12 protein-coding genes and 1 riboswitch are annotated in these 12,592 nt (G+C 32.5%); of the genes, 8 read left to right on the top strand and 4 right to left on the bottom strand.

Annotated features, from left to right (window positions below; genetic code table 11):
* Nucleotides 1-9: 9 nt before the first annotated feature.
* Nucleotides 10-441: a GNAT family N-acetyltransferase gene (locus ACJTHF_RS04720; RefSeq protein WP_078355938.1), complete on the bottom strand. Its 432-nt coding sequence runs from the start codon at nucleotides 439-441 to the stop codon at nucleotides 10-12.
* Between the two features lie 362 nt (nucleotides 442-803).
* Here ACJTHF_RS04720 and ACJTHF_RS04715 point away from each other — a divergent pair, with 362 nt between their 5' ends.
* The 4 genes from ACJTHF_RS04715 (at nucleotide 804) to menC (ending at nucleotide 5,462) form a co-directional block, all read left to right on the top strand.
* Nucleotides 804-1,643, top strand: a complete 840-nt coding sequence (locus ACJTHF_RS04715) for a DegV family protein (protein WP_106417457.1) — start codon at nucleotides 804-806, stop codon at nucleotides 1,641-1,643.
* A gap of 141 nt (nucleotides 1,644-1,784) precedes the next feature.
* The gene (locus ACJTHF_RS04710) at nucleotides 1,785-2,951 is read left to right on the top strand and encodes an MFS transporter (RefSeq protein ID WP_232157088.1); all 1,167 of its coding nucleotides are present in this window, start codon (nucleotides 1,785-1,787) and stop codon (nucleotides 2,949-2,951) included.
* A 116-nt stretch (nucleotides 2,952-3,067) separates the two neighbouring features.
* Nucleotides 3,068-4,477, top strand: coding sequence for an o-succinylbenzoate--CoA ligase (gene menE, locus ACJTHF_RS04705; protein ID WP_078355936.1), 1,410 nt, complete (start codon nucleotides 3,068-3,070; stop codon nucleotides 4,475-4,477).
* Entirely contained in the window at nucleotides 4,464-5,462 is a 999-nt protein-coding gene (menC, locus tag ACJTHF_RS04700; RefSeq protein WP_058591983.1) for an o-succinylbenzoate synthase, read from the top strand. Before menE ends, menC begins: the two co-directional genes overlap by 14 nt.
* 46 nt (nucleotides 5,463-5,508) lie before the next feature.
* Here the strand turns inward: menC and yidD are convergent, their stop codons facing one another.
* Nucleotides 5,509-5,733, bottom strand: coding sequence for a membrane protein insertion efficiency factor YidD (yidD, locus tag ACJTHF_RS04695; protein WP_025905546.1), 225 nt, complete (start codon nucleotides 5,731-5,733; stop codon nucleotides 5,509-5,511).
* 10 nt (nucleotides 5,734-5,743) lie between these two features.
* Nucleotides 5,744-6,529 carry a hypothetical protein gene (locus ACJTHF_RS04690; RefSeq protein ID WP_058591984.1) on the bottom strand — a complete coding sequence of 262 codons (786 nt, stop codon included), beginning with the start codon at nucleotides 6,527-6,529 and terminating at the stop codon, nucleotides 5,744-5,746.
* A 66-nt stretch (nucleotides 6,530-6,595) separates the two neighbouring features.
* Between ACJTHF_RS04690 and ytkD the strand changes: the two genes are divergently transcribed.
* Nucleotides 6,596-7,060, top strand: a complete 465-nt coding sequence (gene ytkD / locus ACJTHF_RS04685; RefSeq protein WP_048539511.1) for an RNA deprotection pyrophosphohydrolase — start codon at nucleotides 6,596-6,598, stop codon at nucleotides 7,058-7,060.
* Nucleotides 7,044-7,820, top strand: coding sequence for an alpha/beta hydrolase family protein (locus ACJTHF_RS04680; protein ID WP_172968511.1), 777 nt, complete (start codon nucleotides 7,044-7,046; stop codon nucleotides 7,818-7,820). Before ytkD ends, ACJTHF_RS04680 begins: the two co-directional genes overlap by 17 nt.
* Nucleotides 7,821-7,841: 21 nt before the next feature.
* Here the strand turns inward: ACJTHF_RS04680 and pckA are convergent, their stop codons facing one another.
* Nucleotides 7,842-9,443: a phosphoenolpyruvate carboxykinase (ATP) gene (gene pckA / locus ACJTHF_RS04675; RefSeq protein WP_048539512.1), complete on the bottom strand. Its 1,602-nt coding sequence runs from the start codon at nucleotides 9,441-9,443 to the stop codon at nucleotides 7,842-7,844.
* Between the two features lie 182 nt (nucleotides 9,444-9,625).
* A riboswitch (SAM riboswitch) is annotated at nucleotides 9,626-9,737 on the top strand.
* Between the two features lie 103 nt (nucleotides 9,738-9,840).
* Between pckA and metK the strand changes: the two genes are divergently transcribed.
* Nucleotides 9,841-11,034: a methionine adenosyltransferase gene (metK, locus tag ACJTHF_RS04670; RefSeq protein ID WP_232157093.1), complete on the top strand. Its 1,194-nt coding sequence runs from the start codon at nucleotides 9,841-9,843 to the stop codon at nucleotides 11,032-11,034.
* Between the two features lie 640 nt (nucleotides 11,035-11,674).
* Nucleotides 11,675-12,586 (top strand): nuclease-related domain-containing protein, encoded by a 912-nt coding sequence (locus tag ACJTHF_RS04665; protein ID WP_048539514.1) that lies wholly within the window; start codon nucleotides 11,675-11,677, stop codon nucleotides 12,584-12,586.
* Nucleotides 12,587-12,592: the final 6 nt, after the last annotated feature.

Raw genomic sequence — 12,592 nt, 5'->3', positions numbered from 1 at the left:
CAATTTAAATTATAATTTTAGATGTATAATTGGATAATCTCTCCCTTGTTCATCATGTGAAGATTCTTTATATGGTTTGAATCCATTTTTGATATAAAAGTTCAAGGCTTGCTCGTTATCTTTGTTTACGTCAACTTTTTGGATATGATCTTCTGTTAACAAGTGTTGAAGTATCTCAGTTCCAAATCCTTTTCTAAAGTGTTCAGGATCTATAAATAACATTTCTAAGTTATCTTCATTGATACCTGAAAATCCAACAGCTTCTCCAACGTATAGCCATAAGTTTGCATCTACGTATTTAAAGTATGTTGGTATTTCTTTTTTTAATGCAATTCTGTCTTCCTCTTTTAAAAAGTGATGAGTTGCGAGTACGGAGCGTTCCCAAATTTTTAACGCAAGTGGATAATCTTTCTCTTGTAGTTCTGTTTTTAATAAACTCATTGTTATGACTCCTATCTAGTTATCAATATTAAAATGATAGCATATGAAGGTTAAATGCGTATAGGTTATCATCATTTTTTAATAAACTTTTAAATCTTGTAAATAATATATTTTAATAATAATTTTTATGGATTTTTTTAGAGATTTATTTTTATTCATTGTTGTGAAAGTATTACGTTTTCTATATGTTTGGTTATTTATTATACTAGAATTACATTTATAGTATTTATTATATGATTGCTTTAACTTATCTGTTCTGTTTTTAATTGTTTCAATATTGATTATATGTTATTAATTAAGTTAGGTTAAAAATACTTAGTTATAAAGTGAATGCATTTATTGTATATACAATGGAGGAAGTAATGAAATTAGCGTGGTTAATTGATACAACAACTTATATTGATCAAAATATGGATGATAAAGATTTATTTGTCGTTTCTTTATCTACAATTATTAATGACAAACCTTATAAAGACTCAGAATTTGAAAGTTCAAAGTTATTTTTTGATATGTTAAAAGAAAATGGTAATGGTGCAAAAACGGCTCAACCTACACCTCAAGATTTTATTGAAACGTATGAGCAAATTCAAGAAGAAGGCTATACACATGTTATTGCAGTTCATCCTTCTAGTAGTTTATCAGGCACATATGCATCATCGCTATCAACTGCACAATCTTTCCCAATGGAAATTCATGTAATTGATAGTGGAACAGGTAGCTTTCCTCAAAAAGAATTAGTCGAGTATGGTAGAAAACTTTATGATGAGGACTATTCATTTGAAGAAATCATTAATAAGTTAGAAGAAGTTAAACATACAAGTGAATTATATTTGTTGCCAAGAAACTTACAACAATTAAAGAATAGTGGAAGGGTTTCGAACAGCAAATATTTATTAAGTAGTTTGCTTCATATTAAGTTACTATTGAAATTAGAGAACAGTACAATCGACTTAGAACTTAAGTCTAGAGGCAACAAGAAAATAGAAGCTTATTTAATCACACATATTAAAGAAATTATTGATAAAGGTGTTACACATATTGGTGTATTACATGCTGGGAATGAGCAAGAAGCACATGTGTGGAAAGAGCGTATTTTAACTTTAAATAAAGATGTAAGTGTATATATCGAACCGTTAGTTCCAGTAGCATCTGTTCATACTGGATATGGCACGATTGGAATAGGTTGGATACAAACTCAATAATGAAAACGTTTAAAAACCTGAGAAAAAATTAACTCAGGTTTTTTTCTATACAAAATTCAAAAAAACTCTTGTAATTGCTTAGCAAAAGTACTAATATGGATAAATCTGATTAAAATAATAAGATTAAAGGAGCGTTGAGACATGAAAAAATATCCTTTAGCGATTTGGATACTTAGCCTTGGTGCTTTTGCGATAGGTATGACTGAATTTGTAATCATGGGTTTGTTACCTAATATAGCAAGAGATCTCGATGTAACGGTATCCGATGCGGGTCAATTGATTACAGGTTATGCATTGAGTGTTGCAATTGGCGGACCGATTATAGTGTTAGCGACTTATAAATTACCTCGAAAAAATTTACTCGTCTTATTAATGGCTATTTTTATAGTAGGTAACGGGATAGGTGGTATTGCGCCTAATTATGGTTCGCTTATGTTAAGTAGAATTATTGCCGCTTTAGCACACGGTTCATTCTTTGGTATAGGTTCAATACTTGCAGCAAGTATGGTACCCCCTCATAAAAGAGCAAGTGCAATGGCTTTAATGTTTATGGGATTAACAATGAGCAACATCATTGGTGTACCATTCGGAACATTTGTTGGCCAAATTTTTGGCTGGAAAATGACATTTATTATTATTAGTGTTCTAGGATTATTAACATTAATAGGTATTATTCGATTTGTACCTAATCAAAAAGATACACAGCCGATTTCAATTAAAAATGAATTGAGTGTATTAAAAGATGTTAAACTTTGGCTGACACTAGGTGTAACACTGTTCGGATTCAGTAGTGTATTTGCTTATTTCACGTATATTTCTCAAATATTAATTAACGTTTCGCATATAGAAGAACGTTGGATTTCATTTGTGCTTATTATATTCGGTGTTGGTGTAACATTTGGTAATATTATTGGTGGCAAATTAGCAGACTGGAATTTAAATAAAGCATTGAATACGATATTTGTCGTCTTTCCAATATATATCTTTATGATGTACTTTATTCAAAATTATAGCTTGCTAATGGTTGTTGGTATTTTTGTATTTGGTTTGATTGGATTTAGTATGAGTCCATCATTACAATTTAAAAGTATGGTCATTTCACAAGATGCACCAATGCTTGCTAGTACGATGAATCAATCTGCATTTAACATCGGTAATGCTCTTGGCGCGTTCATCGGCGGTATGGTAGTAAGTCAATTAGAAGTTAAGGACCTAGCGTTAGTCGCGCCATTCTTAACAATTATAGGCCTTGTCTTCTTATTACTTGAACGATTCGTTACACAAAGAAGAGAAAAAGAATCAATCTAATATGCTGAAAACCTAGGTGAATTTGTCACCTAGGTTTTTTGATGTTTTAAAGCATTTTTTATGTTTAAATTCAAAAATATCGTTATAATGAATAATGGTATAAGGAGGTCCAAACGATGAAACATTGGATTGAACAACAGGTGTCTCGAACACCACATAAAATTGCAATTCAACAAGGTGATGTTGAATTAACTTATAAAGAGCTATTTAACGATTCTAAAAACAAAGCACATTACATTAAGCAACTACAATTGAAAAGAGTTGGACTATATATAAAGAATGATATTAAACATGCATCACTTATCATTGCAGCTTGGTTAGCAAATGTAGAAGTGGTTATGATTAATACAAAGTTAACACCAGTCGAAATTGAACAACAATTGGACAGTATTGGTGTTCAAACTGTCTTTACGTATAAACCTTTACATATTAAACAAAATTGTATCGATATCGAGGATATATATTTGGACGACATTAAACATGAGGATTATGATTTTACGTTTGATATGGATGATATTGCGACGATTATGTTTACTTCTGGTACAACTGGTCCTGCAAAAGCTGTACCACAAACTTTTTCAAATCATTATTTTAGTGCAATAGGTTGCAAAGAAAGTCTCGGCTATGATGAATCAACGAGATGGTTGTCCGTATTACCGATATACCATATTTCAGGTTTAAGTGTGTTAATTCGTAGTTTAATTGAAGGTTTTACTCTTATTTTAGAACCGAAATTTGATGTTGATCGCGTGATATATTTAATTAAAAATGATAACATCACACATATTTCATTAGTGCCTCAAACACTACAATGGTTGATGCAAGATGAGTTAACACGACCATATCAATTAGAAAAAATATTGTTAGGCGGCGCAAAGTTATCTGAAACGATGATTAATAAAGCGTTAGACAATCAATTGCCGATATATAATTCGTTTGGTATGACTGAAACATGCTCTCAGTTTGTTACAGCAAGTCCAGAGATGTTACGTGAAGAACCAAGTACAGTAGGGAAAGTACCTTCAAATGTAAGACTCAAAATTTTAAATCAAAATGAAGAAGGACATGGGGAAGTCGCTGTATCCGGTGGCAATGTGATGAATGGCTATTTAACAGGTAGTCAGAATTCAGATACATTTGAAGATGGTTATTTTAAAACAGGTGATGTTGGATCAATAGATGATTCCGGTTATGTATATATTTATGATAGAAGAAAAGATTTAATCATTAGTGGTGGAGAAAATATTTATCCATTTGAAATTGAACATGTTATATTAATTCATCCGGATGTTCAAAATTGTGTTGTTGTACCAGTTGATGATAAAAAGTGGGGTCAAGTACCTGCATTAGTGTATGAAGCGGAACAGACTATCCAAGATGATACATTTAAAAATATACTCAATAATAAATTAGCAAAGTATAAACACCCAAAATACTTTTATAAAATAAACGAAATTCCAAGAACTTCAACTGGTAAACTTTCAAGATATAAAGTAAAGGCGTGGGTCATGAATGAGAAAAAATAGTTTGCATTTCTATAGATTCAAAGCACCTTTCAGAGTACCGATACGAACACCTTTAATAGCATTAAATGAGCGAGAAGCATTAATTGTAGAATGGCAAGATATGAATGGGTCTACGTATTATGGTGAATGTAATGCGTTTAATAGTGACTGGTATCATTTCGAGACAATAGATAAAGTTGAAGAAACTTTAATAAAATGGTTTGAAAAGCATGAATTTGTTGATTTTAATAGTTATCCATTATGTTGTGAATTAATAGATGAACTCATCGAATATCCGAATGCACGTAGCGTTATGTCTATGATATTCTTTCAGAAATTCCATGAGTTAAAGCCGATTGAAGTGGCATATGGTGCAACAATTAATCAAAATATTGAATACTATTTTAAGCAATATAATGGTGAATTACCAACGAGAATTAAATTAAAATGGCATGAAGAAGTTAATCGAGATATAGATTTTTTAACAGAACATTATCCACAAATACAAAGAGCGATTGATGCAAATGGTGTGTTAAATCATGAACATGTGTCTTTATTAAATACATTTAAAGATGAACAATTTATATATATTGAGCAGCCATTTTCTAAATATGAGGACTATTTTGAGCATATTAGTGCGCTTAAGTTACCAGTATTTATTGATGAAAGTGCTCTAAATTTAGAGCAAATTATTCAATTTAATCAGCATAACCTGATCGATGGTGTTGTGATTAAACCTTCACGTGTTGGAGGTATAGATAAAGCGCTTGAAATTATAGAATATTGTCGCGAACATCAACTTAAATATGTCATAGGTGGGATGTATGAATTTGGACTCAGTAGTTACTATACTGCATACTTAGCTCAGCAAAGTTCTTATCCGAGTGATGTAACACCAAGTGATTATTACTTTACAGAAGATTTCGTTGTTAATAGTGCAAAGACTCAAGGTCATCAAATTAAATATTTGCCACCAATCGTTGATAAAGATAAATTAACAAAATAAAAGGCATATGTGCTAAATTTTTAGCGCATATGCCTTTAAATAAATGTTATGAATCTTTTTTAGGTGGAACAGGATCGTATCCACCTGGATGAAATGGGTGGCATTTTAAGATACGTTTCGTACCTAACCAAGTTCCTTTTATGACACCATATTCTGAAATAGCTTCAACAGCATAGTTAGAACATGTAGGTTGGAACCTGCATGTAGGTGGTGTCAATGGGGATATATATCGTTGATAAAGGCGTATTAATTTAATAAATACTTTTTTCATATCAATGCTCCTATTTATAATTGTTTTTCGTTAAGTTCTGGTATGGTTTAACATCAGTGGAATTGAATTTATAGAAAGCTGTTGTCTGTTTCATATGGATGTTAATCGTTTCATTTTTAATTTTTCCAGTTGCTTTAATGTTAAAGGTTAACGTTTTTGGTAATGTTTTGTCTTTTTGGAATGTAAGTTTAAACTTACCACTTTTAATTTTTAAGTCATTAATATTGCTTAATGACGCTTGATCTGCCAGTGGTGATTGACTAAATCCTAGTTGATAGAGATACTCCATAACTTTTCCTGTACCTTCATATGAAAGAGTATTGTTTTCTAAAGTGACATCATCTTCAATAGGTTTTAGTAAACTTTGATTAAAAGTCGTTAAATCGAACCAATCTTGCCCAATTTTTTGATAATAATCGATCTCGGCATTTTTTGCATGAAAATTTAAATACTTAGATTTAGGGGAGGATTTGATTTCGTTTGAATCAATCCAAACACTTTTATTATGCACTGGAATTTGTTTTGTATTACTTTTTTGTTCGACATTAAATGCAAGTTTATCATGGTGGTTTGTTCGGCCATGTGACAGTTGTTTAAGCGTTGTTTTTTTATCTTGAAAATCAACTGTTGTTTCGTTACTAGATTTAATCGAATGTGAATCTACTTTTTTAATGTTTTTTTGAAAAGCTTCGATAGCATCGCTACTATCATCAAATTTATTTTGACCTTCTGGACTACAACTTGCTAGAATAAGAGTAATTGTTAATACTAAGGTCGTTAAGGTTAACTTTTTCAATATCTTCTACCTTCCTAATAATATGTATATACAGTTTATCATAATTGAAGAAAGAGGTCGTGTATCATGCGCTACAAAGATCCAAATGGATTGGATGTTGATTTAGTATATAAATGTCCAACAGATCAACAAAATGCGAAACATGTTCTTGGTATTCCGATTTTTAATAATGAATATGTGTTAACGCATCATAAGATAAGAGGTATCGAATTTCCTGGTGGGAAAGTTGAACCAAATGAAACGAATAAAGAGGCTGTTCAGCGTGAATTATATGAAGAAACGGGTGCGGTCGCTAAAAATATAACGTTTATAGCTTCATATACTGTACATGATAAAATCCCATTTAATAAAGATGTCTATTTTATTGAGGTCGAATCATTGGATAGCAATAAAGCATATTTCGAAACTTATGGACCCGTTATTGCTAAAGAAATCAATGATATACCTGAAGAAGAAAAGAGCTTTCTTTTAAAAGATACAGCAATATTAAAGTGCGTTGAAAGGGTGTATAAACTTGGATTTCTACAGTAAGAAAAAAATGCCAGTTTTCTTTAATCATCATCTAACTGAAGAAGTGATATATGAAGTGGATGAATTGAAAGTCAGAGGCATGTTGATGACACCAAATAAACGTGTTAATCGCATAGTTGTATATTTACGTGGTGGCAAAGGACAAGTAGGTAGAGTGAGACCAGGTCGTATGGCGCAATTTAAAGATAAACATACACTTGTATTTGCACCTTATTACAGAGGTAGTAACGGTAGTGAAGGTAGAGACGAATTTTGTGGTGATGACCTTCATGATGTTATAGAAGGGATAGAAATATTAAAATCACACTATCCAAATGTTCCTGTTCATATGATTGGATTCTCTAGAGGAGGTATTCAAGGCCTACTTACGTATCAAAAAGTGAAAGCAACGAGTTATATTATATGGGGCGGCGTGTCAGATTTACTAATGATGTACGAAGAACGAATAGATCTAAGAGGGATGTTAAAAAGAATGGTTGGACATCCTAAAAAACAATTTGAAGCTTATGCACGTAGAAATGCATTGCAATCTATTCATAAAGACAGTCCACCTATATTAATCGTTCATGGTGATAAAGATAAGCAAGTAAATATTAACATGGCATATCATTTAGAAGAACATTTAAAGCAAGAAGCGGTTGAACATCAAACGATCTATTTAAATGGAGAAGGGCATGTTTTAAGACCAGAAATAGAAAAGCAAACATTGTTACAAATCAAAGAATGGATGTATAAATGTGAAAAAAGCTTGGACCAATAAGGCCCAAGCTCTTTTAGTATTTTATAAGCGATTATACGTAAATCCGCCTTCTTCTTGAATATGTTCAGAAGACTCTCCGAATTTACTGAAGTTTTCTTTGAAGTTCTTAGCAAGTAATTTTGCTTTTTCGTCATATGCGTCAGAAGATACCCATGTATTACGTGGATATAATATTTCCGAAGGTACACCTGGTACATGTTTCGGGATATTAAGGCCAAAGATATCATCTTGAACAAATTCTGAATTCTTAATTTCTCCACTAATTGCACGACGAATCATTGAACGGGTATGTTTCAAATCCATTCTTGAACCTACTCCGTATTCGCCACCAGTCCAACCAGTGTTTACAAGATAAACATCTACATTATGTTCATCAATTAATTTACCAAGTAATTCAGCGTATTCAGTCGCATGTAATGGTAAGAAAGGTGAACCGAAACATGTTGAGAATACTGGTTGAGGGCTTGTTACGCCTCTTTCTGTACCTGCTAACTTAGAAGTGAAACCACTTAAGAAATGATACATAGCTTGAGATTTATCTAATTTAGAAATAGGTGGTAATACGCCAAATGCATCTGCAGTTAAGAAGATAATTGTATTTGGGTGACCAGCTATTGATGGTGTAATAATATTATCGATAAAATCTATTGGGTATGCAGCCCTTGTATTTTCAGTTAATGTAGTGTCGTCATAATCAACTGAACCATTAGGATTTACGGTAACATTTTCTAGAACTGTACCATAACGAATAGCATCGTAAATTTGTGGTTCTTTTTCACGACTAAGACTTACTGTTTTAGCGTAGCAACCACCTTCAATATTGAAGACACCATTTTCGTTCCAGCCATGTTCATCGTCTCCGATTAATTTTCTATTAGGATCTGCAGATAACGTTGTTTTACCTGTACCAGATAGACCAAAGAATAAAGCTACATCTTTGTTATAACCTACGTTTGCTGAACAGTGCATACTCATAATGCCTTTTTTAGGTAATAAATAGTTCATTACTGAGAATATACCTTTTTTCATTTCACCAGCGTATTCAGTACCGCCAATTAGTATGACACGGTGTTTGAACGAAGTTATAATGAATGTCTCAGAATTTGTACCGTCTTTTTCTGGATCAGCTTTAAATCCTGGTGCACTAATAACAGTGAAATTAGGGCTGATATTAAGTGCTTCTTCTTTAGTTTCTGGGCGGATAAACATGTTCTGTGCAAATAAATTATGCCAAGGCATTTCGTTAATCACGCGTAAATTTAATCGTGATGATTCATCTGCACCTGCATATCCATTAAAGACATAAAGTTGTGATTTTTGGTTTAAGTAGTCAATAACTTGGTCATATAAATTTAAAAAGTTACTTTCTGAGATAGGTTGGTTGATTGTACCCCAATCAATATCTTGTTCAGTATCTTCCTCTTTAACGATAAATTTGTCTTTAGGAGAGCGACCTGTGTATTTACCAGTTTCCATTCTGATTGCGCCAGATTCTGTTAATACGCCTTCTCCTGCTTCTAGAATGTGATTATATAATTCAGTTCTAGAAAGTTGCTGTAGTGTTGTGTCCTTCTTTAAAAGGTTTGAAAGTTCGATTGATTCGGTAATTGACTGTATTGCCATAAATGACGACCCCCATGTCTAATATTAGTGTTGTAAGCATTTTCATGGAATTAGTATAACACATTAAAATATATAGTCTATACTAATGAGTAAATTTGTTATAAAAAATTTTTGGAAATTTGAATGTGTTTCGTTCCATTGACATATTATGAAAACTTTAGTATTATCATTTCTGACGGATTCTCTTATCCTGAGTGGTGGAGGGACATGGACCCAATGAAACCCAGCAACCTCTTTCTAATGAAAGAAAGGTGCCAAACCGTTTGCAGACCAATATTGTCTGAACGATAAGAGCGAATGGACGAGTGTGCCTTCTCTCTATATCTTTATTGAGAGAGGGCACTTTTTATTTGCGCTGAGGAAGAGACCGTACAACTTTATTTAAAGGAGATTTTTTATGTCAAAGAATAGAAGACTCTTCACATCAGAATCAGTAACAGAAGGGCATCCAGATAAAATTGCGGACCAAATTTCCGATGCTATCCTGGATGAATTATTAAAAGGCGATCCTAAAGCAAGAGTCGCTTGTGAAACAACAGTAACAACTGGTATGGCTTTAATTGCAGGGGAAATATCGACTTCAACATATGTAGATATTCCCAAAGTAGTTAGACAAACAGTAAAAGATATAGGATACACAAGAGCGAAGTATGGTTATGATTTCCAAACGATGGCGATTTTAACTGCTATTGATGAGCAATCACCAGATATTGCACAAGGTGTAGATTGCGCACTAGAAGATAGAGATGATTTATCAGATAGAGAAATAGAATCAATTGGTGCAGGTGACCAAGGTCTTATGTTTGGTTTTGCTACAAATGAAACGGAAACATACATGCCTTTACCAGGATATTTAGCTCACCAACTTGCGAAGAAATTAACAGATGTACGTAAAGACGGTACTTTAGAATATTTACGTCCAGATGGTAAGACACAAGTAACAGTTGAATATGACGAAAATGACAAACCAGTAAGAGTAGATACAATCGTTATTTCTTCACAACATCATGAAAAAATTGAATTAGAAAAAATTCAACAAGATATTAAAGATCATGTTATCTATCCAATCGTACCTAAAGAATTATTAGATGAAGAAACTAAATTCTTTATCAATCCAACAGGTAGATTTGTAATTGGCGGACCACAAGGAGATGCTGGATTAACGGGTAGAAAAATCATTGTAGATACATACGGTGGTTATGCAAGACACGGCGGAGGATGTTTCAGTGGTAAAGATCCTACTAAAGTAGATAGATCAGGTGCATACGCTGCTAGATATGTCGCTAAAAATATAGTAGCAAGTGGATTAGCAGATAAATGTGAAGTTCAATTAGCATATGCAATTGGAGTAGCACAACCAGTATCCATTTCAATAGATACTTTTGGTACAGGTAAAGTAGAAGAAACTGTATTAGTAGAAAAAATAAGAGAAGTATTTGATTTAAGACCAGCAGGCATTATTCAAATGTTGAACTTAAGACAACCAATCTACAAAAAGACAGCAGCATACGGTCACTTCGGTAGAACAGATGTTCGATTACCATGGGAACAATTAGATAAAGTAGATTTATTAAAAGACTTATTAAAATAAACAATTACGCTCTGTATAGAATCTTACGGGATTTATGCAGAGTTTTTATTTTATTTTAGAAGGAAGTTGGGGTGTTATTAGCAGTTTTAGTTAGAAGTGCAAATAAGGATACCGGTATTAACACTTCTAAGTAGTTTTGTAATTAAGGCGGTCCATAGTAACATTTCAGCCGACTTTTGTAATTATAGACGCCCATAGTAACACTTCAGCTGACTTTTGTAATTAACGCCCTCGTTATGAACAGGTGTAGGCGAAAGTGTTCACAACGCCCTCGTTATGAACAAGTTTAGGCAGAAGTGTTCACAACAGCCCCGTTACCAACAAGTTTGGGTAGAAGTGTTCGCAACGCCCTCGTTATGAACAAGTTTGGGCGAAAGTGTTCACAACGCCCCCGTTATGGACAAGTTTGGCCTGAAGTGTTCACAACAACGCTCATAATTACAATTCATGCAAGTTTTGTAACAGCAATCCGCTGTATATTCATAAAATATTTACTATTAAAGTGTGGTTTAACTACTCAAATGTATGAAGTATAAGAAATTACGTTATATTATCAATATATTTCATGATATATACTGAATTTATTTGTAATTTTTACTATAATGGAATTAATACATATGAAAGGGAGCGATCTAAAATTATGAGTCAATTAGAACCGATTCATTATGGATTAATCGCAGCGGTCGTCATTGCGATACTATTTATTATATTATTCTTTGTTTCATTAAAACAGAAACAAAAATCTTTGAATAAGATTCAAGAAGCTCATAAAAAAGAAAATGAGACGCTTAAATCTGAACATAAAGAAAAGTTAGATCATGAAAGAGTTGAAAATAAAAAGGTTCTAACGAAACAAGAAGAAACACATCAAGAAGCAATTTCACAAAAAGAAAGAGAAATTGACTCATTAAAGTTATTTTCTAAGAATGAAGGGGAATATATAACTGATAGACACTTGTTAGAGTTAAGAGACCAACTTGTAAATGAACGTCGTATCAGACCTGAAGACATGCATATTATGGCTAACATCTTCTTACCTAAAGATCCATTAGGTAAAGTTCGACAAATAGATCATTTAGTCTTAACAAGAACGGGTATTTATGTAATTGACTCTAATTTAGTAAGTGGTCATATCTATCACGGTATTACAGAACAGCAGTTTAGTGATTTTCCAGTATTAGGACAAGTCTTTGAAACATTGGATTTAAACCCAAACAAAGAACAAACGTTATTACTTGAAAAACAACCAAATAATAAAACTGCAGCTTTTCATTCATATACTAATGAAGTTAAAGAAGTTGATAATACAACTGAAGAATTACAAAGACAGTTAGAACTTAAATATACACCGACACCTATTATTTACTTCCATCCAAATGAAGTAAGTGAAGCAACTATCAGTAATTATTCACAAGACCCTAACATTAAAGTGTTAGTTGGTGAAAAACAACTTCAACACTTCTTTAATAAATTTGTATTTCATGGTAGATTCCAATATAGTGTGGAAGACCTTGAGAGAATTATGGATGAAATTGAAAAGTTTAACCCGTAATAACTA

Source organism: Mammaliicoccus sp. RAM2 (genome assembly GCF_045897195.1).
GTDB classification, from domain to species: Bacteria; Bacillota; Bacilli; order Staphylococcales; family Staphylococcaceae; genus Mammaliicoccus; species Mammaliicoccus sciuri.
This window is presented reverse-complemented; position numbering and strand designations above follow the sequence as displayed.

Bases quoted from the DNA above. Each gene is read 5' to 3' on its own strand.
- ACJTHF_RS04720 (WP_078355938.1), bottom strand. From the start codon at position 441: ATGAGTTTATTAAAAACAGAACTACAAGAGAAAGATTATCCACTTGCG.
- ACJTHF_RS04715 (WP_106417457.1), top strand. From the start codon at position 804: ATGAAATTAGCGTGGTTAATTGATACAACAACTTATATTGATCAAAAT.
- ACJTHF_RS04710 (WP_232157088.1), top strand. From the start codon at position 1,785: ATGAAAAAATATCCTTTAGCGATTTGGATACTTAGCCTTGGTGCTTTT.
- menE (WP_078355936.1), top strand. From the start codon at position 3,068: ATGAAACATTGGATTGAACAACAGGTGTCTCGAACACCACATAAAATT.
- menC (WP_058591983.1), top strand. From the start codon at position 4,464: ATGAGAAAAAATAGTTTGCATTTCTATAGATTCAAAGCACCTTTCAGA.
- yidD (WP_025905546.1), bottom strand. From the start codon at position 5,733: ATGAAAAAAGTATTTATTAAATTAATACGCCTTTATCAACGATATATA.
- ytkD (WP_048539511.1), top strand. From the start codon at position 6,596: ATGCGCTACAAAGATCCAAATGGATTGGATGTTGATTTAGTATATAAA.
- pckA (WP_048539512.1), bottom strand. From the start codon at position 9,443: ATGGCAATACAGTCAATTACCGAATCAATCGAACTTTCAAACCTTTTA.
- metK (WP_232157093.1), top strand. From the start codon at position 9,841: ATGTCAAAGAATAGAAGACTCTTCACATCAGAATCAGTAACAGAAGGG.
- ACJTHF_RS04665 (WP_048539514.1), top strand. From the start codon at position 11,675: ATGAGTCAATTAGAACCGATTCATTATGGATTAATCGCAGCGGTCGTC.